Below are 24,036 nucleotides of genomic sequence, written 5' to 3' on the forward strand. Positions count from 1 at the left end.
CATCTTTCCCCATAAAAAAATATCCTGCACAGACCACACTGCTCAATAAAACAGAGGATCTGTCAGGATATCTTTTATTATTATTTCGTTATTTGATTATAGTTTATTCTCAGTGGATTCCAAGGATGTCCTTAACTGCTGCCGGCATATCCGGTGCATCTACAACTCTGTCATGAAGGACAGGTGCTGTACGGATCTCCTCTACTGCTCTCGGGATCTTGACACCGGAGATCTTGGTCAGCTCATCTGCCAGTGCGAAGTCATCCAGTCCCTCTCCCTTGTTGGAGATTGCAGCCATAACACTTCTTGTGAATTTGTACGGGCTTGCTGTGGATGCGATCACAGTCGGAAGAGTGTCATCTGTGTCTTTGACATATTTCTTGTAAACGCCTGCTGCAACTGCTGTATGCGGATCGATCACATAGTCTGCCTTCTCAAATGTCTCATGGATCGCTTCTTTGGTCTCTGCTTCGCTGCAGTAGTTTCCGTAGAAGTCAGCAAGTCCTGCTTTCATTTCGTCTGTGATCGTGTATTCACCACCCTGACTTAATGCCTGCATCAGTTCTGCACATTTCTCTGCATTCTCTCCTGTGAGACGGTAGATCAGACGCTCCAGGTTACTGGAGATCAGGATATCCATGGATGGAGAAGTTGTAAGGATAAAATCTCTCTTTCTGTCGTAAGTTCCTGTACGGAAGAAATCAAACAGGACTTTGTTTTCATTGGAAGCACAGATCAGTTTGTGGATCGGAAGTCCCATCTGTTTTGCATAGAATGCAGCAAGGATGTTTCCGAAGTTTCCGGTAGGAACAACAACATTGATCTCATCTCCTGCCTTGATGGCACCTTTCTTGACCAGTTTCGCATAAGCATATACATAATATACGATCTGCGGTACCAGACGGCCGATGTTGATGGAGTTTGCGGAGGAGAACTGGAAGCCTGCCTCATTAAGCTCTGCGGCAAGTTCCTTATCGTTGAACATCTTCTTGACTGCGGTCTGTGCGTCGTCGAAGTTTCCTGTGATACCTACAACGGCTGTGTTGGCACCCTTCTGAGTTACCATCTGCTTCTCCTGGATCGGGCTTACACCGTGCTTCGGATAGAATACGATAATCCTTGTTCCCGGAACATCTGCAAAACCAGCCAGTGCAGCCTTACCGGTATCTCCGGAAGTTGCAGTCAGGATCACGATGTCGTTCTTGACCTGGTTCTTTCTCGCTGCTGTTGTCATAAGATGTGGAAGAATGGACAGTGCCATATCCTTGAAAGCGATGGTAGAACCGTGGAACAGTTCCAGATAGTAAGCTCCATCTGCCTCATGAAGCGGTGCGATCTCTGTGGTGTCGAATTTCTCATCGTATGCATTTGCAATACAGTTCTTCAGCTCTTCTTCTGTAAAATCTGTAAGAAAACGGCTCATAACTTCATAGGCTGTTTCCTGATATGTCATCTGAGCAAGTTTCTCTACAGGAACATCCAGTTTCGGAATAGAAGTAGGTACGAACAAACCTCCGTCTTCGGAAAGTCCTTTCAAAATAGCCATAGACGCTGTTACTGTCTCGCCTTTGCCTCTGGTGCTCTTATATAATACCTGCATGTATCCTTCCTGCCTTTCTTTGGTTCTTTTTTGATTTTTGTCATAGTATACCACGGTAACGTGTAAAATTCCATAGTAAAATTCAAAAAGCTCCGAAAGATTCTCATTCTCTCGGAGCTGTATACGTTATCCCTGTATTCTAGTGTGCTGCAAGCACCTCATCCGGATATGTATAAAATTCATGTACACCGTGCTTGAACAGCTTCTTGAGGTTCTTGTCAAACCAGGAGATATTGTCCCTGGCCGCGGCTGATTTCTGGATAAAGAACAGCGCACCCTGGGAATAATCCGTTCCCTCAAGAACCTGTCTGACGGCATCCTTCGTCTCCTGTGAAACAGTGACTTCTGAAATCCGTCCGTCCTCGACCGGCGAAAACTGAGCTACGCCATTATCATACTCCCAGATGACATCTGTGACATTATCTGGAAATTCACTGTATTTCACACGATTCATGATCACATTGGCAACCATGATCCTGCCCTTGATATCCTCTGTTCCTGCTTCTGCCTCCACGATCTGCAGAAGGTTCTGATAATCCTCATCGGACATCATCTTCGCAGAAGATACGACCTTGGAATCAAAATCGTCGATGGTCGTTGCCATGGATTCACTGACATTCATCTCAACTGCCTGGCTGGTGATCTTCTGTACGCGCTGGCCTACGATCACGTCCTCGCAGGAAGTTCCGATACGGTTGATCGTCATTCCCGCAGAAGGAGTCCCACTCACGCCGGAAGCCACACCTGCGATCCCTGATGGCAGATCATAATTCGCACCTTCATAAATACTGCTTCCTGTGCTGTCTGCTGCCGCATAGACTCTGTTCTGCTTATTAAGGCTGTCCGCGATCTTAAGACCGCCGGATACGGTCAGTACGGTAGCGGCACATACGCTCAGTGAAACAAAGGCTCTCAATGAGGCTGGCAGTCTCTTCCTGTTGTTCGTCTTATTCTTACCCTTAACGGGCTCCGGGTTCTGATTCTCTGATAATTCTGATTTCTTCATACTCTTATAATCCTTGCAATTTCATTATGTCTTCTTTTCTGAAATTATTTTTTCTGTAATATTTTCGTAATTTATAAGAAAATTATATTTAATAATCGTGCTCCTGTCAAGTATTTTTTCTTGATAGGGCTTTGGAAGACTTGGTTGTTATGGATCGATCTGCAGATATCATTATTATAAGAGTATTCTCTGCGAGGGTCAACAATTTTCGTTCGACACGATTTTTATCGCTGTTTAACCTGAATAGCGAAGTGCGTCGATCGGCTTTTTTCTGGCTGCTTTGTTGGCCGGGTACAGGCCGAAGATGATACCGATCAGACCTGTAAATGCTACGGAGACCCATACCACACGCATATCCATCGTAAACTGCATGGACGGGGTAAAAATCCCCACAAGCTTCAGGATCACCCACGAAAGTCCGATTCCGGCGAAGCAGCCCATGATACTGACGATCAGCGCTTCCAGAAGAAACTGCATCATGATCGTTCTCTTGCAGGCCCCGATCGCTTTTCGGATTCCGATCTCCCTGGTACGCTCTGTCACGGAGACCAGCATAATGTTCATGATCCCGATGCCGCCGACCAGAAGGGAGATTGCTGCGATACCACCGATCATCAGTGCCATCGTGCTGTTGACACTTTCCATCGTATCCATGATCTCCGACTGATCTGAGATAGAAAAAGCATCCTCATCGTATTCAAACCGCTCCATAAGGAGCTCTGTCAGGGCATTTTCGGCTTCATCCAGAGTCTCCTCGCTGGTCGCAGAAGCACAGAACTGTGTCACATTCAGGATATTATCTGCAAGGCGTGTCATGGTAGAAAACGGAATGTATCCTTCAAGGACCACGGAACTGCCGGAATCCTCGTCGTCAGAACTGCTGCTCATCATATTTGTTCCCTTTGTAAGTGAAGAGGAACTGTCCTCCGTCAGCACTCCGATAACCAGGAAGCTTTTGCCGTTGAGAGAAATCTTTTCGCCTTCGACATCTGCCCTTCCCAGAAGCTCTACCGCTGTATCGTAAGTGAGGACCACGACATTGGTGTTGTTTTCCACATCAGCGTTTTTGATGAAACGTCCGTATTGTATCTCCATCTGCTGGATGTCCAGATAGCTGCCCGTTGTTCCGATCAGGGTCATGGATTCGCTTGTGTAGCCGCTTTTTGCTGTCACGCTGGTTCTTGCCATCGGTGCAGCCGCATCCACTTCATCCGGCTCGGCAAAACCGGAAATCTCACTTAATTTGAGTGGATTTTCCTTGTCATCGCTGATCGTAACGGTCAGGTAGCTGGAGCCCATCCCGGAAATCTCATCGGTAATCCGGCATCTGCATATCCGGCATATCTGTACTGCTGCCGGAAGAGCTGCTCTCTGAACGGAGATAATACACCGTCGTACCCTCTTCCAGTCCGTCTGTGATCTCCACGGTACTTCCATCAGAAAGCCCCGTCGTCACTTCTGTCTCGCCGAAAAGATTTCCATCGTCATCTTTTTCGGTATATACAAAGGTGCGGTCCCCTTTTTCCTGCAGTGCATTCATTGGAAGGGTAAGGACATCTTCACGGTCTTCGATCGTGATCGTCGCGGAAGCGTTCATGCCCTGTTTCATTTTGTCATCTTTTGGAATTGTGATCGTGATCGTATATTTGGCAACTCCGCCGCTGACGCTTGCCGTGTTTCCGATCTTTGTCACTTCGCCTTCAAATTCCTGATCCTCGATCGCGTCAAAAGTCACGACTGCTTTCTGACCGTGTTCTACAGAGTTGATATCGAGTTCATCCACACTTACAGAAAGAAGTCTGTTCTCGTCCGGTGAGATCGTAAAAGCTGTGACATCGGTGCTGTACTGACTGGCGGAATCTACAGCGTCCTCCGTGCTGTCTTCTTTGGATGTGGAAGTGCTGTCTGCTGTGCCTGCAGTTCCACTGGCACTTGCACCTGTGCTTCCGGTGCTTTGCCCCGCCTTTGCACTCTGGCTGTTACCGTTTCCTGCTGCGGCTGAATTTTGTGTAGTGCTGCTGTTTTCGTTATTCTGTGTGCTGCCTGTTGTATCTCCTGCTGTTCATTTGACTGCTGTTCATTCGATGAACTCTGTGATGTACTTCCATCTGTTACAGTCGAATCTGATTCCTGTCCGGAATTACCATTATCGCCGATCTGGTCACCTGAATTATTGTTTTCCGCTGCTGTTTCCGGAAATACCATCTGAAATTCCAGTGTTTTTCCACTATCAGAGATCTGCACACCGGATACTGTTCCTGTCTCAATCCCCTGAATGCTTGCCATGGTAAAGCAATAGCCCTCTGCTGCCGAAAGAACGACCAATGCCTTATATCCTGTCCCTGCTGCAAAGACACTGTCAGCCGGGTTCCAGGTGATCACTCCCGAATAGATACCGCCTGAAGCAGAAATGTCTGTCACTGGTGTCTGACCGGTCACCGGCGCCGGAATCACTGCAAGAGAGCCTGTCGAGTTTCCACTTCCCACTATGGAAAAAGCAATCTGCTGATCCTGTACGGTATCCTGCGTGTCATCGGAATTATTTTCTGTTTCCTCCACAATGACCGGTGTTGTCCCGTCATCAAAAGAGAGCTGTGTAAAGGTAAGATCCGAAAGATCCTGCCCTGTATATGCCATCTGTGATGCATTTCCCGCACCGCTGGTGGTACTGCTCTGCGCAGAAGATTCTGAGGAAGTCGTTCCGCTTGCTGCCACATTTACGTCCTGTACGATTCCATCCTGCTCTGCAATGATCTGCGGCGATCTGGCAAGCTGTGCAAGTTTCTGTAGTGTTTCTGTCCTTGCTTTACGGACAAGCAGCAGTTTTTCATATTCCGCACTGCTCTCCGTCCCTTCCAGGACCAGAAGCTCATCATCTGCACTGACGGATGCATTTTCGGTCACAGATACCGAAGATACGGTTCCTCCTGCCGCTGTGACTTCAAATGGCTGATGAATATAAAGTGTACCACTTCCAAGCACATTTCCGTTACTGTCAGATACACTCACCTCATCACCCAGAGTCGTTCCATTATCTGTGACGGTAATGATCGTACTGCCACTTTCCTGTGTATCTACAGTTCCTGTAACTACGGTTCCGTCGGATAAAGTTACCGAAACGCTGTCTCCTGCCGCTACAGAATCTGTTTTTTCGATAGATACTGCCATATATCCGTCCAGTGACAGCTCTATCAATGCGCCTTTTTCTGTTATGATATCTGCAACATCCGATCCTTCTTCAACATAGATCGCCTTCACTCTGCCTGACACCGAGCTTACAACTGCATTTGCATCCTCGTCTTCCTGGCAGGTGCGGATTTTCTCATCCAGCTCCTCCAGTTCGCTCTGGATCTCATCTATTGCAGTCTGTACGGATGCGCTGTCAACGTTTGCCAGAACCGTTCCCGCCGAAACGTAGTCTCCGCTTTCAACCAGAACGTCTCCGATCGTCAATCCTGATGGGATCGACACCGCCTCTGCATCATCCAGCTCCAGATTTCCGGTTCCTGTGATCGTATTTGAGATATTTCCTTTTTTTACTTCTGCTGTCTGTACCTTGCTGACTTCTGTGGCTGCTGCCACCGGCCGTCTCACTTTCCTGTAGACTACCGCTCCTGACGTTCCTGCCACTGCTACGACAACGATCAGACTTATTATTTTTTTCTTTTTGGATTTTTTCACTTTTCTTCCCTTATGAAACATCTTTACCCTCCAAGCCGTCCGTGTGATCGGATCTCCTGTTCTCTGTCTCTGGGATATACTTTAGCAAAAAGGTGTGTTCACTTATTGTGCGATCTGTGAAAGCCCGGTGAATTAAACTTAAATGAACCTTAAAATTCATTTTTTCTATCTGATTTATTTAATTTATACAAATAATTTTCAATTTATTTTTAGTGTATTGTAGATATTTTCTAACTATTATGTTATAATATTTACAAAAAAGAAAGTCCATCGAAAGGAGGATTCACTATGAGTAAACGTATTATCACAATCAATCGAATGTATGGAAGCGGTGGACATGCGATCGGCAAGGCTCTCGCAGAAGAACTTGAAATCGGTTTTTATGATAAAGAACTGATCGAGATCGCAGCCAGGGACAAGAATATTCCTTTCGGCGATCTTGCTGATGTGGATGAGAAACGGCCAGGGGCATGGAGTTTTCCTGTAAATCATGAGATTCAGATAAGCCAGGATTACCGGGCAATTCCGATGAATGATGTTCTGTTTGAACTCCAGCGCGATATCATCCTTTCCCTTTCGGACAAGGAAGACTGCGTGATCGTAGGAAGATGTGCCAACCATATCCTCCAGGATCGTACTTTAAGCGTATTCATCTACGCACCGTTTGAGACCCGTGTCAAAAATGTCATGGAGCGCCTCGACCGTGAAGAAAAGAGTGCCCGCAAACTGGTCAAGAGAATGGACAAAGAACGTAGATCCTATTACGAATTCTTTACCGATGAGAAATGGCTGGATATGGGACAGTATGATCTGTGTATCGACAGCAGTAAATTTACTACGGAAGAGATCGTGAAGATCCTTAAAGAAGCTTATGAAAGATAGTTAGATTGTCAAACGCGTCATTGGTGTTTTCCTGATATGTAATGTAATAATGTGGGGGAATGTAGCTGCATTCCCCCATAGATTTTATTTTGAGATATATTCTTTTAGAAATTCATAGATCTGGTTTTCGGTCGGCGGGCAGCCTTCTGCATGATGTTTGAAGTTTCTGGTGCAGTGTCCGACTCCGAGTTCTCCGCTCTTGCCTCTGTATCCCTGTCCGATGCAGATTTTTTCATGCAGTTTTTCAAGAAGCCCTTCCTGTTTGAGCATATCCAGTGCCGGGATGAGGTATCCGTAGCAGGCACTACAGGAATCTACTTCCTCGACAGCATCAGCTACTTCTACAACTTTGCGGCGTTCCGGGATGTTCTGCTGAACATTTTCACCCAGTACGTGGATGTCCGCTTTGGAAATGTCGGAACAGCCAACGCCAAGTTCTCCGGCAAGTTTTACATAGGGAACGTCAGAAACCTTGTAGTGGAGCTGCTGACAGACATAGGCATCTACGAGTACCGGATCCATTGCTGTCCAGATGCGGTTCATCACAACCGGATTTCCACCATCCTCAAAATCCAGGTCGCCGCAGATATTGTCGACTACGATAAAATCCTGATGGATGCCTGTATTTAAGTGCGCGATTGGTTTGTGCAGCCCCATAGAATGGAAATGACGTTTTTCTGTGTTCGGGATCAGTCCCTTCATATTCTTGAGGGCACAGGTGATCTTGGTCTGGCAGTGTCCCTTCATGACCGGTACATTGATCAGGAAATCAACATCCTTTACACTGTTGCAGATCCTGAGTTCCAGGCCGCTACAGTCTTTTGTAAAACTCTTGTCTTTCTGGGTGTCGTGGAATTCCACGTCATAGTCATCGCAGATCTGCTGATAACCGCATACTTCAAATACATCCGAAGTACGGTCCCCCACCCAGGATCCCTCAAGGATCATCATCCTGCGAAAACCGTGTTCCTTGAGGTATTCAAGGATTCCAGCGATGATCTCTGTATGCGTCGTTGCACCATTGGACGGGTCAGATGCCGAAACCATGTTCGGCTTGATACCAACCATCTTGTCCTTATCACCGATCAGCTCCGCAAGATTGCTCTCCTCCAGAAGTTCTTTGGTGATTTTCTTGTATTCCGTGCCAGTTTTTATGAAAATTTGGTTTTTGTTCATGAATGGCCCTCCTGTTTGTGTAGTTCTGTATATTTCTCTTTTTACAGGATAACGCATTTTGGGGAAATGTGCCAGTTAATTATTTTAAGAGGAGGAGTAGTTTTTCTTTTATGTTGCTGCAGTTATTTTTTAATTTCATCATCATCCATTTTAATTTAGTCATTTTGGCCTATTATGACCAAATTAAGTTAGTCTAAAGTAACATGTGTTTTTTCCTTTTCCCTCTTTTTTCAGTTCACCTGCAGCAACCAGTTTTCTTAAAGCTCCCTCAATAGAACTGTCACTGAGTGTAGGACACAATTCACGAATATCCTGTTTATTAAAACGTCCGATCTTATTTTGGCTTGCTCTGCGTACCATCTCAAGTGCAGGAAGTTTCGTTTCAACCAGGCTCATTCTGTCTTCAAAATCCTTATAGGCAGCAAGGATCGTTCCAAGGAGATATTTAATAAATGGCACTACATCTTCTGTTCCTTCGCGCCAGCCTGTCTGCGATGCAGCAAGCGCAGAATAGTACAAATCCTTATTCTTTGCAATCTTCGCTTCCAATGAAACATACTTTCCAACATAAAATCCATTTCTATATAAAAGCAATGTTGTAAGAAGACGGCTCATTCTGCCATTTCCATCATTAAAAGGATGTATACACAAAAAATCATGAATGAAAACAGGAATAGCAATCAATGGTTCCAACTCCATATTTCCTATGACTCGATTATATTCTTCACAAATCCTGTCAAGTGCCTCCGGCGTTTCATATGGTGCAAGTGGTGTAAAAAGGACTTCAACATGACCATCTGGATAAGTCGCACTGATATAATTCTGCACATTCTTTGTCTGTCCTGCGATCGGATTATTCATATGGCTATACAGTATCTTATGAAGCTGCAGAATATAATTTCTTGTGATGGGAATGGCATCAAAACTATCATGTATAATATTCAAGACGTCACGATATCCTGCAATTTCCTGCTCGTCACGATTTTTCGGCGTAGTTTTTTCTTCGACAAGCTGTCGGATTCTCGTACTGGTTGTAACAATTCCCTCAATTGCATTAGATGCCTCCGTACTTTGTATTTTGGCAATCTCCACTAACTTTTCAAGTTCCTCCGGACGCTGCTTCAGATATAATTCCTGTTTTCCAGCTTCTTTATAAATCGCAGCAACCAGCCCCAAGACTTCTGAATCCCATTTTTGGTCCTTGATTGCTGAATAATTAAAGTCTCGCATTCCCTTACTTCTCCTTTCTTTCCCTTAAATAATAGTATAAAATAAGGGAATATTCAACGATTTAAGCGAATATTCCCTTATTATTCTGTTTCGATTACAAGAGCAGCATACTAAAAAAGTAATTTCTTTTGCATTCTTTTTTATCTAATGAAATTTTTAATAACTTTTCATTTTCTATGTATGCAAAAACAACTTCATTTTACAAAGTTTTTGATAATAACTTAGAATAAATCTTTCGTCTTTCTGTATTTGATGAGTTACTAAAATTCACTGTATTATACCAATTTATCAAGAATTGTTCGTCTACTTTATCTTCTCTTTGATAAAACACAAAATATCCAATCAAAAAATTAATATAATCTATTCTACTTGGTATGTCCAAATCATTATTTTCAATAAAATCAATTACTTTATCTAAGGCATCTAACGTATATTTAAATGACAATAAAATTTGAGATGCCTTCATACTACATATTGCATTCACTCGTACATCTGACGCCATTGGGCAGTAATTATTTGAATGAGGTGTTCCCATAATCACTTCATACGCAGCATTTAATGCACAAATTGGATATGTATGCTTCGTTGTTTCTTTATCAAACACCGATTCGAAGCCATGTTCTTTAAGTTTCTCCACAAACACATGTGTATATTGAGTATAAACATCTATTCCATACATTCTTAATTTAGATAATCCCATCTGTACAGCGGAAACTCTCGATCCTGCATTATTTAAGACTTCAAACCATCTAATTTGTTCTTCTTCAGACAAATCATGAGCTTTATTTATTGTATAATAATAACTTTTGAATTTGTTTCGAACCTTTACAAGAATATCCTGCACTTCAAACACCGCCAATGATTTATGTGTTTTTAAATATTCTGTAAGTTTCTTACCGTCTTTATTAAGAAGAATGCCTACTGGTATTTGATTATTTTGAGGGAATGTATTATCTCCAATATAGACAAATTTTCCCTTACACAAATCAAGAACAATGCTCTTAAAGTCTTCACTATCTATATACGCTTTATAATTTGTTGTTAATCTTTGCTGTCCGTCAACCACTGAATGCATTCCACTTTTTAAATCAACTAGTTCTCTATTAATAAATGTTACTTGCGGAACTGCAACTGAATCACTTACCTCATCAATAACATTTATTGATATTGCTGATACCGGTGATTTTCCTGACAATTGATAATTTAACAAATCTACACTTTTTTGCGTAGTCCAACTTAAATCTCTTTGATACAACGGAAGGGTAATAACTCTCGAATCAATTTTTTGACAAAGTAAATCCAAATTTTCTTGGCTAGATTCTTTTGTAGGATTTAATTCAACGTTTTCTTTTAATCTAGGATGAATTCTCATATTATTTTTCTCCTTTGTACGCTGCATTATTTTTCACAATGTAATTATATCCTATATATTTCAAAATTTCAATAGCAGCTACCAGTTTTTATGCCATTTTATGGTATTTTTTGCATTTTTTAATACTGCTTTAAATTTTAGCAGCTATACATTTTTTAGTTGTTTTTTAACAAAACTGAATTTTCAGCATTAAAATTCATCCGTAAATGACAAATTATTCTATTTTTTATCTCAGTGTTATCAAATCGAGCTTTATTGGAAATTTAACACCTACATCCTCAAAACTCCTTCCTCTCCATAATCCCCTCGCTGACCTTCACGGACACTGCCATACAAACAACCATGACCACGATCATCGCAGCCGCTATCTGCCATCCGGCAAATGTATTCAGGAGATGGAGAGTTGCACTTCCTTTGCAGAGTTCCAGTGCTTTCTTTCCGCCGGCGGCGAGCAGGAAAATGACTGCTATCAGTGCGACCATGAGGATCCGGCTTTTTTCGATTTCGTATTTCAGACGCATCGGGAGCAGGATTGCCAGAAAGATACCGGCACAGATCATAACAGCACCTGTACTTATGAGGAATTCTTTCCGTGTACTGACAGACTGCGCTTTGAGAAGTCCCGGGATCATGGAAAGAATGCCTGCTGCCAGTGTGACGCCTGCTGCGGTCAGATATTTGGATATCACGTATTCTTTTCTGGTAAATGGCAGGGTCATCAGGAAATTCATTCCATGATGATAACTGTCATAGGAAATCGTTCCGACGGTGACACTGAGACTTACAAAGATCATATAGCTTATGAAAAAAATACTTCCGTCTGTCTGGACAAACAGATAAATGATCCCAACCGCAAAAACAATGAAATACGTTTTTATATTTACCTTGAGTAATTCCAGGTCTTTCATTAATAAACCGCTCATAATCTCTCTCCTTTCACCAGCATGGAAATCACTTCATCTACGCTTCCTTTTTCGACTACGATCCCCGGGTGGTTTTCCAGATAATAGTTCTTCTGGTCTGTCAGATAGCTGTAGCCGAAGGGCTCTTTTCTCACACGCAGAAGATATTCTTTGTCAAGGGCCTCGTATTCCTGATCTGATACTTTGAGGAATCCATATTCCTCAAGAATACGGTCTGTCTCTTCATGAAGGACGATCTTGCCTTCATGGATCATGTACAGGTCATCACAGAAATGTTCCAGATCGCCGGAAATATGTGAACTGATCACGATAGAGCGTCCCGGGATCTCCATATATTCCCGCAGAAGATCAAGGATCTCTTCTCTTGCGACCACATCCAGCCCCGCCGTCGGCTCGTCAAGGAGCAGCAGCCTACTGCCATGGCTGAGCGCAAGAAATACATTCAGCTTCGCTTTCATTCCTGTGGAAAACTCTTTGATCTGTTTATTCAGCGGGATCTGGAATCTTTCGCATCTTTCACGAAACTCTTTTTCCTGAAAATCCGGATAAAAGCGGCTCATGACCGGAATAAGCTGCTGTACTTTCAGATATTCGGAAAAGCCGCTGTCAGAGAATACAGCTCCTATCTCCTGTTTCTCCTCTGCGCCAAGATCGGCAGCATTTCTGCCAAATATCTCCACGCTTCCCTGGTCCGGACGGATAAGTCCAAGCATCAGCTTGAATGTCGTACTCTTGCCTGCCCCGTTCGCCCCAATCAGCCCGATGATCTGATTCTCTGGGATCTGCATATTCAGTTCCAGTGTAAAACTGCCATATGTTTTCCTTACATGATCCAGCTGCACTAACATATCTCATCCTCCATTATGATCTCAAATGATTCACGTATCTCCTTTGCCGTTAAGCCTCCAACACGCGCTTTACGTACCGCTTCTTCCAGCTCTTTCTCCAGTTCCTTGCGACGCTCCTCCATCAAAAGTTCCTGATTGGTATTCGCGATAAAACTTCCCTTACCATGGACAGTCACGACCAGTCCTTCTGCTTCCAGACTGTCGTAGGCTTTTTTTACTGTAAGAGCACTGATCTTCAGTTCTCTGGACAGTGCACGCACCGAGGGAAGTGCATCCCCTGCTGTCAGCGTCCCCTCGATCACTTCTGCCTTGATCTGTGCCATGATCTGCTCGTAGATCGGTTCCATGGAAGTATGGTTTATGATAAGATTCAACTTCATCCCTCCTTCTATAAACAGTATATAACAGTATAGTACTGTTGTCAACTGTTATATACTGTTTATTATAATAAAAAAAGCCCTCTCCTCATCGAATTTCAATCTGTTTCGATGAAAAAAAGGCTTTTTAAACTCTAATTCCTGCTATATCTCAATATTTGATCTTTCTTGTTTCTTCTTTCAGATATCTGTGCTTAATATAATGAAGTAATTTTTCCTCGCCATGATCATTCAAAATGCGAAGAAGCGCCTCCAGTTCCTTCTTTGTCTGTGGGTGGATGAACCAGAGTTTTTCTTTGCTCTTGAGAAAATAATCCAGCGGCTGGCTGTCGTCATAGGCATCTCCAAGGTAATTCCTGGATGCGCTGATCCGGTCCATGACCATCTCTGCCACATATTTACGCGGCATCTGCGCCCCCATGATCACATGCTCCCCATCAAGAGAATAGTCGACCCAGTGCTCAAAATGATGCTTGTTCCTGCCCTTGTGATGGAGCCAGGAAGTGGACACTCCGATATCTTCCCTCTCTGCATTATTCGGGCTTCTCGTTCCCTGATAATATTTACATCCCACCAGAAATTCTGCCGGTGTATACTTGGAAAGGTCGTGAAGCAGTCCCTGTTTATATAAGCCGATCCGGAAACAATACTTCATTACCAGTAATTTATGCTTTGTTATCGTCTTGAAGTGCAGCCACGGATGCATGCTCTATCTCCCCCTGCCTTGCCACCAGTACCACAATGGTACGTGGATTGATGTCTATTGTTTTTTTGTAAGTTTCTTTGCCTTCCTGGAACCAGTTCTTCTCCTCCTGATCTGAGGTGTCGGCGATCTTTTTCCAGGTCATTCCATCCGGAAGGTTTGGCAGCGCGATATTTCGTTTCTCCCAGTGGAAATTGTATCCTATATAAAGGAAGTCGTCATCCGTTCCATCCGGCTTCTGTGCATATGCTCCGCAGTACATGATGCCAATGAGGCGACTGGTGTTTTCCATGTTTAAGAACCAGGCACGCTCGCCGTGGAAGGAAACATCCGGGAAGCCTTTTGCCATATAGTCTACGCTCCGCAGCTCATTCGGCATATGGAGAATCGGGTGATCCTTACGAAATGCGATTGCCTTTTTGACAAAGGAAAAAAGCTTCTCCTGCTTCTTCATGCATTTCCAGTCCGTCCAGCCCACACTGTTGTCCTGGCACCAGGCATTGTTGTTTCCATTCTGAGAATTGCCAAACTCATCTCCGCCATAGATCATCGGTGTTCCCTGGCTCAGAAGCAGCATCAGGAACGCATTTCGAAGCTGCTGTTCACGCAGGCGGCGGATGGCCTGCTTCCTGGACGCACCCTCTACTCCACAGTTCCAGGAATAGTTATAATCACTTCCATCGTGATTGTCCTCACCATTTGCCTCATTGTGACGGTAATTGTAAGTCACTGTATCATACAAGGTAAAACCATCCTGGCTTGCCATATAGTTGATGGTCCCGAAATTGCCTGTGTTACGCTTGATATGGAACTGTGCCCCCGCGACCATTCCCTCGTCACTCTTGAGAAGGCGGCGCATATCCTGCATAAACCCTCTGTTGTACTCTGCCAGCATGTTTTCTTTCTCCGGCTGTCCGGAAATGTCGGAAAACATCTTTTTGACACCATAGAGGAACGGATCTCTCTCGATCAGTTCTCCCGGAACGCCATCACCCAGCAGATGAAATCCATCTACATGATAATATTTCTTCCAGAACCACAGCGCATAAAGTGCCTTCATCGGAGCGGTATCTGCCGGGAAATACATTTCCATAATGCATTCGATCCCCGCTTCGTGGAAAGCTCTCACCATGTCACAGAATTCTTTGTGTGGTTTCTTCGTCGCACAGTAGGCACTTTTGGGTGCAAAATAAAATCCCGGGAGGTAACCCCAGTAGTTAACTTTATCCTTGTGATGTTTCTGGCGGATCATCGCCTTACCCGGCTCCACTGTGGACCTCTCCATAAATTCATATGCCGGCATCAGCTCGACTGCATTGATCCCAAGTTCCTTCCAGTAAGGGATCATCTCCTTAAGCCCTGCAAAAGTACCTCTTTTCTTTGGTGCCACCTTCGCCTGTCTGGTGTAGCCTCTGACATGGACTTTGTAGAGGATCATATCCTGATAGGAGATCCCTGGGGAAACGTCGCCTTCCCAGTTGTATTCTCTCAGATTCGGAAAACTGCAGCGGATCCTGTGCTCGTCCTTATCCTCTGACACTCTGCCAAATGTCTCTCTTCCAGCCAGCCCGCGGGCATATGGGTCCTGACAGATCTTTGTATCTATCCGAAAATTATATTCATACTGCTCCGGCTTAAACCCGGATACCATCATCGCACACATCCGACCGGTCCTGTTTGATTCTGCAAAAGGAATCTCAGCCTCCGGCTCCTTCTCTCCCTTTCGGTACAGGATCAGCGAGGCCTCTGTATCACAGGGAACCTCCACCGCAAAATTCATTCCCCCAGAAACTTTCGTAGCACCAGGCAGCATCGGATTGCCCTCGTGCACCAAAAGCCTGCTTTGATCGTACATAACTTTTTCTCCTTCTTGTATTTACTCTCAGAATGATTCCATGTCCAGCTCGATCGGACAATGGTCTGAGCCCATGATCTCTGCGTGGATCGATGCATCCTGCAGTTTATCCTTCAGTGCAGGCGAAACGATAAAATAGTCGATTCTCCATCCTGCGTTCTTCTCACGCGCCTTGAAGCGGTAGGACCACCAGGAATAGCTTCCTTCCTGATCCGGATAAAAATAGCGGAATGTATCGATAAATCCACTCTCAAGAACCTTTGTAAAGCATGCTCTCTCCTCGTCTGTAAAGCCGGCATTCTTACGGTTTGTCTTAGGATTCTTGAGGTCGATCTCCTGATGTGCAACATTCAGATCGCCGCAGCAGATGACAGGCTTCTTCTCCTGAAGCCCGAGAAGATAAGCAAGAAAATCTCTCTCCCACTCCATTCGGTACTCAAGCCGTCTCAGCTCGCTCTGTGAATTCGGCGTGTATACTGTCACGAAATAAAAATTCTCAAATTCAAGTGTGATCACACGGCCTTCTTTGTCGTGTTCCTCTATTCCAATTCCATAAAAAACCGAAAGCGGCTCCTGTTTCGTAAAGATTGCCGTTCCGGAATATCCTCTTCTGTTTGCGTAGTTCCAGTACTGATGATAGCCCGGAAGCTCAAGTTTGACCTGTCCCTCCTGGCATTTCGTCTCCTGCAGGCAGAAAATATCTGCATCCAGTTCCTGAAACCTCTCTTCAAAGCCTTTGGTAAGGCATGCACGGATTCCATTTACATTCCATGAAACAAATTTCATTGTGTATCTCCTTCATTTCCATCTTCATAGTCTGTCTTTATTTATTATACATGATTCCAGAGTGAGTTGAAATACATTTTTTTATTTTTTGCACAGAACAACCGTTGTAAATCCCCGTATTTTCTGATAAAATGAATAAAATAACCAAAAGAAAAACAAAAGTGAGGAATATCAATTATGAGTGACGAATTTACAAATTCTGCATGTGCACCGAGTGACTGTGCAAGCTGTGGGTTGGACTGCGGCGGTAATGCTTCTGAGGAACAGCACAACACCATTACTCTGACACTGGACGACGATACCGAAGTAGAATGCGCGATCCTTACGATCTTCCCGGTAGATGCACAGGAGTATATTGCACTCCTTCCACTGGATGAGAATGGTCAGAACCAGAACGGTGAAGTTTATCTGTACCGTTTCTCCCGCACAGAGAAGGGCGATCCGATGCTTGCCAACATCGATGATGATGCTGAATATCAGGCAGCAGCTACAGCTTTTGACATTGTTCTTGACAATGCACGTAAGGCAGAGGCAGCAGGCGCACCGTTAGAATAACAGAGACTTCTATTCATTCAATTTACTATTTCACAGCACAAAATAAGCGGAGTATTCGGGATATTCAAATCCGGAAACTCCGCTTTTATATTTGCTGTATCTATATCTTTATTTCTGGGTGGTGCTTCCAAATCCACCGTTGCGGACACCCTTTGCGTCATCATCTACAGTGATTCCGTATTCTACAAAGATTCCCTGCATGAAGCCTGTGCCAGCCTGAATGCTGACAGATTTGCCTTCGTTGCTGTCATTGGTGATCTTTGCAAAAATATGTCCCTCATTGTCAGAATAGAAATAATCGCTGTCAATGATTCCAACCGTATTGTTGAGCTGCAGACGGTATTTGAATCCCAGTCCGCTTCTCGGATAGCATTTCAGAACCCAGTCCTGCTCCATCTCGACGCGGATACCGGTAGGGATCTTGACAGTCTCTCCCGGGTTCAGTGTCAGATCGACAGGTGCATAGAAATCATATCCTGCACTTCCTGCAGTTGCTCTTGCCGGAAGTTTAATCTCATTGTAAATGTCAGTGATCGCGCTTTCCTGTGTCTCCGGAAAAGTATCCTTCCAGTCTGCCACAAAACGCTCTTCACTTACTTTGTGAAATTTTGCGATTCTCTTCATGTTTTCCTCCTGGATCTCTCAGTCTGCATGAAGAACGATCTTCTGCTCCCGAAGTGTCGCCGGAACGTTGATCACGCGCTGGTTCGAAGATCCTTTCCATTTCAGACTCTGATCCAGCTTGTCCACCTGGAATTCACCATCTACGAGCACATCCAGATAACGGACGATCTCTTCCTGCTGGATTTCTTCCCAGCGTGAACCTGTATAAAGCCAGATGGTCTTGTCTGGATATTTTGTTCTGATCTTGCGTGCAAGGGCGGTTACGGCTGAAATATTGGACGGATGAAGCGGATCCCCTCCTGAGAAAGTGATTCCGCTGATATAATCCTTATCCAGTTCGGCAAAAATCTCTGCTTCTTCTTTTTCGGTGAAAGGAAGGCCTCCGTTCGGATCCCAGGTGATGGGATTCTGGCATTCCCGGCAGCAGTGATTGCAGCCTGCAACCCAGAGTACCACACGGAGTCCGTCTCCGTTCAGCATATCGTCCTTGGTTATATTATGATATCTCATTTTTATGCTTCTTCCGGTACATCCTTGATACTGAAACTCATTCTGCCCATCTTGTCTTTGCCAAGGCAGATTACTTTTACTTTGTCGCCAAGAGTAAGAACGTCCTCTACTTTGTTGATTCTGTGGTCACTGATCTTGGAAATGTGGACCATTCCTTCTTTGCCAGGAGCAAACTCAACGAAAGCGCCAAATTCCTTGATGCTTACGACAGTTCCCTCAAAGATCTGTCCTGCCTCGAAATCTGTTGCGATGGTCTTGATCATCTTCTTGGCTTCATCCATTCCGTGCTGGTCAACACCGCAGATAGATACGGAACCTTCATCTGTGATATCGATCTGAACGCCTGTACGCTCGATGATCGCATTGATGGTCTTTCCTCTCTGTCCGACTACATCACCGATCTTCTGAGGATCGATCTGGATCTGAACGATCTTCGGTGCATATTTATTTACATGGTCACGAGGAGCTGCGATGCATTTCTCCATAACCTCTGTAAGGATGTACTCTCTTGCTTCTTTTGTTCTGCGGATCGCTTCTTCTACGATCTGTCTTGTCAGACCATGGATCTTGATATCCATCTGGATTGCTGTGATACCGTCATGTGTACCTGCAACCTTGAAATCCATATCTCCGAAGAAGTCCTCAAGTCCCTGGATATCTGTCAGTACAATGTAATCATCGTCTGTTGCGCCTGTAACAAGACCACAGGAGATACCGGCAACCGGTTTGCGGATCGGTACACCTGCTGCCATAAGGGACATGGTAGATGCACAGATACTTGCCTGAGAAGTAGAACCGTTGGATTCAAATGTCTCAGATACAGTACGGATCGCATATGGGAACTCTTCTGCTGACGGAAGTACCGGAACAAGAGCTCTCTCTGCCAGTGCACCGTGACCGATCTCACGACGTCCCGGTCCTCTGGATGGTTTGGTCTCACCTACAGAGTAGGACGGGAAGTTGTAGTGGTGCATATATCTCTTGGATGTTTCAAACTCGTCAAGTCCGTCAATTCTCTGTGCCTCAGAAAGCGGAGCCAGAGTTGTCATGGTGCAGATCTGTGTCTGTCCACGGGTGAACATAGCGGAACCATGAACTCTCGGGATGATGTCTACTTCTGCTGCCAGAGGACGGATCTGTGTGATCTGACGGCCGTCCGGACGTTTGTGGTCCTTAAGGATCATCTTGCGGACAGTCTTCTTCTGATACTGATATACTGCTTCTCCGAGAACAGCCAGCCATTCTTCATTGTCTGCAAATGCTTCCTGAAGTCTTGCTGTGATCTCACGGATGTTTTCTTCTCTTGTCTGTTTATCGTCTGTGAAGACAGCTTCTTCCATCTCTTCGGACGGAACGATCTTCTTGATCGCCTCGAACAGTTCTTCCGGAACTGCGCAGGAAGCGTAGAGATGTTTCTCTTTGCCGCACTCTGCTACGATCTTGTCGATGAAACGGATGATCTCCTGGTTTACATCATGAGCTTTGTAGATTGCTTCGATCATGGTATCTTCCGGTACTTCATTTGCGCCGGCTTCGATCATGATAACTTTCTCTCTTGTGGAAGCAACAGTCAGCTGAAGGTCAGAAAGTTCTTTCTGAGCCAGGGACGGGTTGATGATAAACTCGCCGTCGATCAGACCTACCTGCGTGGTAGCGCACGGACCGTCAAACGGGATATCGGAAATGCAGGTTGCGATGGAAGAACCAAGCATAGCCGGGATCTCCGGGTTGCACTCAGGGTCTACGGACATAACCATGTTTACCAGAGTTACATCATTTCTGTAGTCCTTCGGGAACAGCGGACGCATCGGACGGTCAATAACACGGGATGTCAGGATCGCATGCTCGCTTGCCTTTCCTTCTCTTTTATTGAATCCTCCTGGAATCTTGCCTACTGCATACATTTTTTCCTCATATTCAACGCTCAGAGGGAAGAAATCGATTCCTTCTCTTGGCTCCTTGGATGCTGTTGCAGTAGAAAGCACAGTTGTATCACCATAATGCATCAGAGCTGCGCCGTTAGCCTGTTTTGCAACACGACCGATATCTACAGTCAGTGTTCTGCCGGCTAATTCCATAGAATAACTTTTGTACATACTTTTTCTCCTTTTATTTCTTGCGTTTTAATTTTACAGAAGTCCGAAACAACTGAAAAAACCACCCGGATCCTTCCTGATGAACTTTTCAGTAGTCTCGGAAATAACTTCTGTCTATTTTGTTTTGTGATTTAAAAATGGGGCGGATGGTTTATCCGCCCCGTCCGTATACTAATTATTTTCTTAAACCTAATTTCTCAATCAGTGCACGGTATCTTTCGATGTCTGTTTTCTTCAGGTATGCCAGAAGTCCACGTCTCTGACCAACCATCTTCAGAAGACCACGTCTGGAGTGATGATCTTTGTGATGTGTCTGTAAATGCTCTGTCAGCTCCTGGATTCTTGCTGTAAGAACTGCTACCTGTACTTCCGGTGAACCTGTGTCACCCTCGCATCTTGCATATTCTTTCATGATTGCCTGTTTTTTTTCTTTTGAAATCATTGTGATTTCCTCCTTAAAAATATTATTATTAATGAACCGCCGCATATTAAGAAACGGTTGGAGATTCCAATCTCTGAATATGGGCTGATTTACACCTCAAATAGTATAGCATAAAACATCTGGCGTGTAAACAACATAATTATTTATTTTTTGAACTTATTTTTCAAAAAAAGCATGGCCTGCCTCGATGTCCCTCGCGATCTGTGCTTTGAGCGCCTCAAAAGAAGCAAATTTGTGCTCCGGGCGCTGGAATTTGCGGAAGAAAACGATACAGTCCTTCCCATACAGATCCTCATCACAGTCAAAAAGATAGGTCTCAACACCCAGGAAATCCTCTCCGACGGTCGGCTTGTATCCGACATTGGTGATTCCCTGATACTCTGTGTCGCCAAATTTTGACACTGTCACATAGACACCGTTCGGCGGCATCAGCTTCTGTTTCGGCGGGACCAGGTTTGTGGTCGGGAAAAATTTCTTGTGTCCCAGACCTTTGCCATGCTCTACCTCACCTGCCACAAAGAAATCTGTTCCAAGAAGCTCTGAGATCTTGTGCATATTGCCCTTCTTCAGTTCTTCACGGATGAAGGTACTGCTGATCTTGCGGCTTCCGTCCATTTCCTTCGGGACGATCTCTGTTTCATAGCCATATTTCAGACCGGCTTTCTTAAGAAGGTCCGGCGTGCCTTTGCGTTCATATCCGAATCTGTAATCCTCTCCGACTACCACGAAGGATGCCTGCAGAGAACCGATCAGAATCTGGCGGATAAACTGATCCGCTTTCATATGTCTGATCTGCTCATTCAACGGGCATTCCAGAAGGACATCCACGCCCATATCTTCGAGAAGCAGTCTCCTCTCTTCCCCTGTGAGGATGGTCTGACGGTCGGACACAAAAGCTACAACTACGGAAGTTGTACCATATTCTTTTTTGTGTTCCAGAATCTTCTGGATCAGTTTCCTGTGTCCGCGATGAATTCCGTCAAATTTTCCCAGCGTTACCGCACAGTTGGAAAACTTTGGAAACTGTCCTTCGATCTTGATGTATTCCATGTGTTCTGACTCCTGCTTATCTCCGATGTTTCAGAGGAACATTTTCTGAGGCTGATAACGGTGTTTCTTATTGTCCCACTCGTAGATCCCCAGGAAATTCCCCTCGCTGGTGCACATCCGCACCCAGCCTTTTTTGTGCTGTGTTTCTGTCATATTATCTGGAAGCGCATTGCCATTCAGAAGAAGCCTGTCTCCGAATTTATTGCAGCGGATCTCCGGATAAGCCTTGAGCACTTCTGAAATAGAAAGAATCCTCTTCTCAAGGATTCCTTCTTCCATTTCTTTCTGTACTTCATCCAGTGTGATGCTGTCTTCCCAGCGATACTCACCGGATGCTGTACGGGTAAGCTCTTCCATGCAGGCACCGCAGCCCAGTTTCTGTCCAATATCATGGCACAGAGTCCGGATATAAGTTCCCTTGCTGCATGTAACAGAAAAACGTACCATCGGAAGATCCATTTCAAGGATCTCTATCTCATAAAAGCAGACCGGGCGGGTTTTGCGCTCGACGGTCTTGCCTTCTCTTGCGAGTTCATACAGCTTCTTTCCGTTTACCTTGAGCGCGGAGTACATCGGCGGGATCTGCTCCTGCTCTCCAAGGAAACTCTCGATTACAGCTTTTACTTCTTCTTCAGAAACAGTGACCGGCTTTTCATTCAGAACCGTTCCTGTCATATCCTGTGTGTCTGTCTCGATCCCGAGGTGAAGAAGTGCCTCGTAGGTCTTGCGCTTTTCGGTCAGAAGATCGACCAGCTTGGTCGCTCTGCCGAGAACAACAGGAAGAACTCCCTCCGCATCAGGATCCAGTGTTCCGGTATGACCGATCTTTTTCATGTGGAGGATCCCACGAAGTTTTGCGACCACATCATGAGAAGTGTAGCCTTTCTCTTTGCGAATGACCAGAACTCCGTCCATTATGCCTCCTCTTCGCAGAACTGTTTCTCGATCTCTGCGGTCAGATTATTGATAACGTCATACATGGAGCCCTCAAGGTCACAGCCCGCTGCTCTTGTATGGCCGCCGCCGCCAAAGAATACGGCAACTTTGCTCACATCCACCTTGCCGTTGGAACGGAGGGAAACCTTGAAATGCTGTGTCTCAGTCTCATAGATAAAGATCGCGACTTCCACGCCCCTTGTCAGACGAAGCTGGCTGACGATCCCGTCAAGGTCACTTCCCTCAACTCCATAAAATTCCATATCTCTTCTGCGGAGGTAGCCTACGGTGCATTTGCCGTTCTGGAGAAGAATGCTCTCTGCCAGAACACGGCCCATGACCTGAAGCTGAAGATATGTCTTCTCATAAAAAGATTCATCAATGATCTTGCTGAAAGGGATCTCCTGCTTCATCAGTTCTCCTGCGATACGCATCGTATCCGGGGAAGTGGAAGAATACTGGAATACTCCTGTATCATGGATCATTCCTGTATAGACTGCTGTCGCGATCGGACGGTTTACTTTGTCCGGATCCAGGAGTCCGTAGAGGACTTCGCAGCAGGAGCTGACTTCTCCGCGGATATAGTTGACATCCGCAAATCCCGGATTGCTCACATGATGATCGATGCAGACGGTTTTTGCCGCATGGTCAAAAGCATCTCCCGCAACTGCCAGGCGGTCACGCGCGCTGACATCGCAGGTAATGAACAGATCAAATTCTCTGCCCTCTTCTACTTCTGTTTTGATATCATCGATATGATCGATATGTCCAAAGATCGGCTTCGGATGGTCGAGATATACGCTTACATCCACATCCGGAAAATAAGTTCTGATATACAGATACAAAGCCATACAGGAACCGACACAGTCACCATCCGGTCGGACATGACCACCAATTCCTATTGTTTTCACGCCTTCCAGCACTTCTGAAATATTTTTCATGATATCCTCTCTTATTCTGTATGCACTGCTCTTGTGGTCAGGATCCGGACTGGCTTATTCTTCCTCGTCCGGTTTTCCTGCCTGAGCATCTTTTCTGGTTACATCGTCGATCAGCTTGGACATGTTTACACCGTATTCAATGGATTCGTCCAGGATGAAACGGATCTCCGGTGTATTCCTTAAATTCAGGTTCTTTGCAAGCTGTCTTCTGATATAACCTTCTGCCTTGTTAAGGCCCTGGATGGTCGCATCCTTGGCCTCTTTGCTGCCAAGAACACTTATAAATGCCTTGCAGGTCTTGAGGTCAGGTGCAACTTCCACAGCCATGACAGAAGTCATTGGATGAATGCGAGGATCTTTGACTTCATTTCTGATGATCGTACTAAGTTCTTTCTGAACCTCTCCGTTGATCCTTGTATTCTTAATGCTGTTCTTTCTCATTT

24 protein-coding genes are annotated in these 24,036 nt (G+C 45.0%); 2 read left to right on the forward strand and 22 right to left on the reverse strand.

Going from position 1 to position 24,036, the window contains the following annotated elements:
• Positions 1-109: 109 nt before the first annotated feature.
• The 5 genes from thrC to DXC01_RS04800 form a co-directional block, all read right to left on the reverse strand.
• Entirely contained in the window at positions 110-1,600 is a 1,491-nt protein-coding gene (thrC, locus tag DXC01_RS04780) for a threonine synthase (protein WP_022214863.1), read from the reverse strand.
• 139 nt (positions 1,601-1,739) lie between these two features.
• Entirely contained in the window at positions 1,740-2,606 is an 867-nt protein-coding gene (locus DXC01_RS04785; protein WP_022214864.1) for a cell wall hydrolase, read from the reverse strand.
• A gap of 234 nt (positions 2,607-2,840) precedes the next feature.
• Positions 2,841-3,992 carry an ABC transporter permease gene (locus tag DXC01_RS04790; RefSeq protein ID WP_243111552.1) on the reverse strand — a complete coding sequence of 384 codons (1,152 nt, stop codon included), beginning with the start codon at positions 3,990-3,992 and terminating at the stop codon, positions 2,841-2,843.
• Positions 3,916-4,425, reverse strand: a complete 510-nt coding sequence (locus tag DXC01_RS21190; RefSeq protein ID WP_118698393.1) for an efflux RND transporter periplasmic adaptor subunit — start codon at positions 4,423-4,425, stop codon at positions 3,916-3,918. The genes DXC01_RS04790 and DXC01_RS21190 overlap by 77 nt, the downstream gene beginning before the upstream one ends.
• Before the next feature lie 41 nt (positions 4,426-4,466).
• A complete protein-coding gene (locus DXC01_RS04800; protein ID WP_118698394.1) occupies positions 4,467-6,308 on the reverse strand; it encodes an HlyD family efflux transporter periplasmic adaptor subunit in 1,842 nt (613 codons plus the stop codon).
• A gap of 267 nt (positions 6,309-6,575) precedes the next feature.
• On the opposite strand from DXC01_RS04800, the gene DXC01_RS04805 reads away from it, so the two are divergent.
• Entirely contained in the window at positions 6,576-7,169 is a 594-nt protein-coding gene (locus DXC01_RS04805) for a cytidylate kinase-like family protein (RefSeq protein WP_022214868.1), read from the forward strand.
• Between the two features lie 84 nt (positions 7,170-7,253).
• Here the strand turns inward: DXC01_RS04805 and DXC01_RS04810 are convergent, their stop codons facing one another.
• From DXC01_RS04810 to DXC01_RS04850, 9 genes are all read right to left on the reverse strand, one after another.
• On the reverse strand, positions 7,254-8,345 hold the full coding sequence (locus DXC01_RS04810) for a DUF362 domain-containing protein (protein WP_118698395.1): 1,092 nt from the start codon (positions 8,343-8,345) through the stop codon (positions 7,254-7,256).
• A 183-nt stretch (positions 8,346-8,528) separates the two neighbouring features.
• Positions 8,529-9,575: a Fic family protein gene (locus DXC01_RS04815; protein ID WP_118698396.1), complete on the reverse strand. Its 1,047-nt coding sequence runs from the start codon at positions 9,573-9,575 to the stop codon at positions 8,529-8,531.
• A gap of 199 nt (positions 9,576-9,774) precedes the next feature.
• Positions 9,775-10,947 (reverse strand): DUF262 domain-containing protein, encoded by a 1,173-nt coding sequence (locus DXC01_RS04820; RefSeq protein ID WP_118698397.1) that lies wholly within the window; start codon positions 10,945-10,947, stop codon positions 9,775-9,777.
• A gap of 278 nt (positions 10,948-11,225) precedes the next feature.
• Complete coding sequence (locus tag DXC01_RS04825; RefSeq protein WP_118698398.1) at positions 11,226-11,870, reverse strand: ABC-2 transporter permease; 645 nt, start codon at positions 11,868-11,870, stop codon at positions 11,226-11,228.
• Positions 11,867-12,718 (reverse strand): ABC transporter ATP-binding protein, encoded by an 852-nt coding sequence (locus DXC01_RS04830; protein WP_118698399.1) that lies wholly within the window; start codon positions 12,716-12,718, stop codon positions 11,867-11,869. Before DXC01_RS04830 ends, DXC01_RS04825 begins: the two co-directional genes overlap by 4 nt.
• Positions 12,712-13,092, reverse strand: coding sequence for a GntR family transcriptional regulator (locus tag DXC01_RS04835; protein WP_118698400.1), 381 nt, complete (start codon positions 13,090-13,092; stop codon positions 12,712-12,714). The genes DXC01_RS04830 and DXC01_RS04835 overlap by 7 nt, the downstream gene beginning before the upstream one ends.
• A gap of 154 nt (positions 13,093-13,246) precedes the next feature.
• Positions 13,247-13,801 (reverse strand): DUF5662 family protein, encoded by a 555-nt coding sequence (locus DXC01_RS04840; protein WP_118698401.1) that lies wholly within the window; start codon positions 13,799-13,801, stop codon positions 13,247-13,249.
• Positions 13,761-15,653, reverse strand: coding sequence for a Type II secretory pathway, pullulanase PulA and related glycosidase (locus DXC01_RS04845; protein WP_118698402.1), 1,893 nt, complete (start codon positions 15,651-15,653; stop codon positions 13,761-13,763). Before DXC01_RS04845 ends, DXC01_RS04840 begins: the two co-directional genes overlap by 41 nt.
• Positions 15,654-15,680: 27 nt before the next feature.
• On the reverse strand, positions 15,681-16,439 hold the full coding sequence (locus DXC01_RS04850; protein ID WP_118698403.1) for an exodeoxyribonuclease III: 759 nt from the start codon (positions 16,437-16,439) through the stop codon (positions 15,681-15,683).
• A 177-nt stretch (positions 16,440-16,616) separates the two neighbouring features.
• Here DXC01_RS04850 and DXC01_RS04855 point away from each other — a divergent pair, with 177 nt between their 5' ends.
• Positions 16,617-16,994 (forward strand): DUF1292 domain-containing protein, encoded by a 378-nt coding sequence (locus DXC01_RS04855; protein ID WP_022214883.1) that lies wholly within the window; start codon positions 16,617-16,619, stop codon positions 16,992-16,994.
• A gap of 108 nt (positions 16,995-17,102) precedes the next feature.
• Here DXC01_RS04855 and DXC01_RS04860 read toward each other — a convergent pair whose 3' ends face one another.
• The 8 genes from DXC01_RS04860 to rbfA form a co-directional block, all read right to left on the reverse strand.
• Positions 17,103-17,618 carry a dUTP diphosphatase gene (locus DXC01_RS04860; protein WP_022214884.1) on the reverse strand — a complete coding sequence of 172 codons (516 nt, stop codon included), beginning with the start codon at positions 17,616-17,618 and terminating at the stop codon, positions 17,103-17,105.
• An 18-nt stretch (positions 17,619-17,636) separates the two neighbouring features.
• Positions 17,637-18,128 carry an anaerobic ribonucleoside-triphosphate reductase activating protein gene (gene nrdG, locus DXC01_RS04865; protein ID WP_118251440.1) on the reverse strand — a complete coding sequence of 164 codons (492 nt, stop codon included), beginning with the start codon at positions 18,126-18,128 and terminating at the stop codon, positions 17,637-17,639.
• Between the two features lie 2 nt (positions 18,129-18,130).
• Positions 18,131-20,224, reverse strand: coding sequence for a polyribonucleotide nucleotidyltransferase (locus DXC01_RS04870; RefSeq protein ID WP_022214886.1), 2,094 nt, complete (start codon positions 20,222-20,224; stop codon positions 18,131-18,133).
• Positions 20,225-20,399: 175 nt separating this feature from the next.
• Entirely contained in the window at positions 20,400-20,666 is a 267-nt protein-coding gene (rpsO, locus tag DXC01_RS04875) for a 30S ribosomal protein S15 (RefSeq protein ID WP_015542977.1), read from the reverse strand.
• Between the two features lie 156 nt (positions 20,667-20,822).
• The gene (locus DXC01_RS04880) at positions 20,823-21,716 is read right to left on the reverse strand and encodes a bifunctional riboflavin kinase/FAD synthetase (RefSeq protein WP_118251439.1); all 894 of its coding nucleotides are present in this window, start codon (positions 21,714-21,716) and stop codon (positions 20,823-20,825) included.
• Between the two features lie 30 nt (positions 21,717-21,746).
• Positions 21,747-22,631, reverse strand: coding sequence for a tRNA pseudouridine(55) synthase TruB (gene truB / locus DXC01_RS04885; protein WP_118698404.1), 885 nt, complete (start codon positions 22,629-22,631; stop codon positions 21,747-21,749).
• Positions 22,631-23,593: a DHH family phosphoesterase gene (locus tag DXC01_RS04890; RefSeq protein WP_022214889.1), complete on the reverse strand. Its 963-nt coding sequence runs from the start codon at positions 23,591-23,593 to the stop codon at positions 22,631-22,633. Before DXC01_RS04890 ends, truB begins: the two co-directional genes overlap by 1 nt.
• A 54-nt stretch (positions 23,594-23,647) precedes the next feature.
• Positions 23,648-24,034, reverse strand: coding sequence for a 30S ribosome-binding factor RbfA (gene rbfA, locus DXC01_RS04895; protein ID WP_022214890.1), 387 nt, complete (start codon positions 24,032-24,034; stop codon positions 23,648-23,650).
• Positions 24,035-24,036: the final 2 nt, after the last annotated feature.

The sequence above is a fragment of the Blautia sp. OM07-19 genome (genome assembly GCF_003481595.1).
In the GTDB taxonomy this organism is placed as follows: domain Bacteria; phylum Bacillota; class Clostridia; order Lachnospirales; family Lachnospiraceae; genus Blautia_A; species Blautia_A intestinihominis.

What these genes read in the sequence shown, in the direction of transcription:
- DXC01_RS04800 (WP_118698394.1), bottom strand. Translation starts at nt 6,308, where the DNA reads ATGTTTCATAAGGGAAGAAAAGTGAAAAAATCCAAAAAGAAAAAAATA.
- DXC01_RS04810 (WP_118698395.1), bottom strand. Translation starts at nt 8,345, where the DNA reads ATGAACAAAAACCAAATTTTCATAAAAACTGGCACGGAATACAAGAAA.
- DXC01_RS04815 (WP_118698396.1), bottom strand. Translation starts at nt 9,575, where the DNA reads ATGCGAGACTTTAATTATTCAGCAATCAAGGACCAAAAATGGGATTCA.
- DXC01_RS04870 (WP_022214886.1), bottom strand. Translation starts at nt 20,224, where the DNA reads ATGTACAAAAGTTATTCTATGGAATTAGCCGGCAGAACACTGACTGTA.
- DXC01_RS04825 (WP_118698398.1), bottom strand. Translation starts at nt 11,870, where the DNA reads ATGAGCGGTTTATTAATGAAAGACCTGGAATTACTCAAGGTAAATATA.
- rbfA (WP_022214890.1), bottom strand. Translation starts at nt 24,034, where the DNA reads ATGAGAAAGAACAGCATTAAGAATACAAGGATCAACGGAGAGGTTCAG.
- DXC01_RS04785 (WP_022214864.1), bottom strand. Translation starts at nt 2,606, where the DNA reads ATGAAGAAATCAGAATTATCAGAGAATCAGAACCCGGAGCCCGTTAAG.
- DXC01_RS04820 (WP_118698397.1), bottom strand. Translation starts at nt 10,947, where the DNA reads ATGAGAATTCATCCTAGATTAAAAGAAAACGTTGAATTAAATCCTACA.
- DXC01_RS04855 (WP_022214883.1), top strand. Translation starts at nt 16,617, where the DNA reads ATGAGTGACGAATTTACAAATTCTGCATGTGCACCGAGTGACTGTGCA.
- truB (WP_118698404.1), bottom strand. Translation starts at nt 22,631, where the DNA reads ATGGACGGAGTTCTGGTCATTCGCAAAGAGAAAGGCTACACTTCTCAT.
- DXC01_RS04840 (WP_118698401.1), bottom strand. Translation starts at nt 13,801, where the DNA reads ATGCATCCGTGGCTGCACTTCAAGACGATAACAAAGCATAAATTACTG.
- DXC01_RS04830 (WP_118698399.1), bottom strand. Translation starts at nt 12,718, where the DNA reads ATGTTAGTGCAGCTGGATCATGTAAGGAAAACATATGGCAGTTTTACA.
- rpsO (WP_015542977.1), bottom strand. Translation starts at nt 20,666, where the DNA reads ATGATTTCAAAAGAAAAAAAACAGGCAATCATGAAAGAATATGCAAGA.
- DXC01_RS04850 (WP_118698403.1), bottom strand. Translation starts at nt 16,439, where the DNA reads ATGAAATTTGTTTCATGGAATGTAAATGGAATCCGTGCATGCCTTACC.
- DXC01_RS04860 (WP_022214884.1), bottom strand. Translation starts at nt 17,618, where the DNA reads ATGAAGAGAATCGCAAAATTTCACAAAGTAAGTGAAGAGCGTTTTGTG.
- DXC01_RS04890 (WP_022214889.1), bottom strand. Translation starts at nt 23,593, where the DNA reads ATGAAAAATATTTCAGAAGTGCTGGAAGGCGTGAAAACAATAGGAATT.
- DXC01_RS04845 (WP_118698402.1), bottom strand. Translation starts at nt 15,653, where the DNA reads ATGTACGATCAAAGCAGGCTTTTGGTGCACGAGGGCAATCCGATGCTG.
- thrC (WP_022214863.1), bottom strand. Translation starts at nt 1,600, where the DNA reads ATGCAGGTATTATATAAGAGCACCAGAGGCAAAGGCGAGACAGTAACA.
- DXC01_RS04880 (WP_118251439.1), bottom strand. Translation starts at nt 21,716, where the DNA reads ATGGAATACATCAAGATCGAAGGACAGTTTCCAAAGTTTTCCAACTGT.
- DXC01_RS04805 (WP_022214868.1), top strand. Translation starts at nt 6,576, where the DNA reads ATGAGTAAACGTATTATCACAATCAATCGAATGTATGGAAGCGGTGGA.
- nrdG (WP_118251440.1), bottom strand. Translation starts at nt 18,128, where the DNA reads ATGAGATATCATAATATAACCAAGGACGATATGCTGAACGGAGACGGA.